Origin of the sequence: Mycobacterium colombiense, from assembly GCF_001672755.1 — a bacterium.
Lineage (GTDB): Bacteria > Actinomycetota > Actinomycetes > Mycobacteriales > Mycobacteriaceae > Mycobacterium > Mycobacterium colombiense_C.
Window position 1 is genome coordinate 1 of record NZ_LZKI01000139.1, and the last position, 668, is coordinate 668.

Annotated in this window: 3 pseudogenes; 2 read left to right on the top strand and 1 reads right to left on the bottom strand. The window is 69.2% G+C overall.

Annotated elements, in window-relative coordinates:
• Together A5708_RS19450 and A5708_RS19455 are read left to right on the top strand one after the other, a co-directional pair.
• A pseudogene (locus A5708_RS19450) lies at positions 1-275 on the top strand (SAM-dependent methyltransferase); the annotation flags it as partial.
• 11 nt (positions 276-286) lie between these two features.
• A pseudogene (locus A5708_RS19455) lies at positions 287-526 on the top strand (class I SAM-dependent methyltransferase); the annotation flags it as partial.
• Here A5708_RS19455 and A5708_RS26395 read toward each other — a convergent pair.
• Positions 502-668: pseudogene (locus A5708_RS26395) on the bottom strand (SAM-dependent methyltransferase); the annotation flags it as partial. The pseudogenes A5708_RS19455 and A5708_RS26395 sit on opposite strands and share 25 nt — an antisense overlap.

Sequence of the window (668 nt, forward strand, 5' to 3'; positions counted from 1 at the left end):
CCAACCCCGAGCCCGGCGCCGAGGAGAAGATGAAGGAGCGCATGCAGACGATCTCCGAGCGCTGGCGTGCGCACGGTTTCGAGCTGGACATGGCGGGCCTGGTCTACTTCGGTGACCGCAACGAGGCGGCTCCCTACCTGGCGGCCCGCGGCTGGCGGCTGAACAGCGCCAGCATCGGAGAACTGTTCGCGGCCAACGGACTTGACCCCCTCACCGACGACGACATGCGCATGGGCGAGATGCTGTACACCAGCGGCACGCTCGGCGAGAAATAGGAGCCAGGAGGATGACCACCGAAGCGGGACGCACCGACGGCGACAGCTGGGGACCGGCACACAGCGTGGGAGCGACGGCCACCATGGTCGCCGCCTCTCGCGCCGTGGCGTCGCAGGGACCCGATGCCCTGCTCGACGATCCGCTGGCCGACCCGCTGGTGCGCGCCGTTGGGCTGGAGCCGTTCATCCGCATCGTCGACGGCGAGATCGACTTCGAGGACGACCCGCTGTTCAGCCGCCAGCCGCGGGCCGCCAGGTAGGGAGCCGCCTCGTTGCGGTCACCGAAGTAGACCAGGCCCGCCATGTCCAGCTCGAAACCGTGCGCACGCCAGCGCTCGGAGATCGTCTGCATGCGCTCCTTCATCTTCTCCTCGGCGCCGGGCTCGGGGTTGG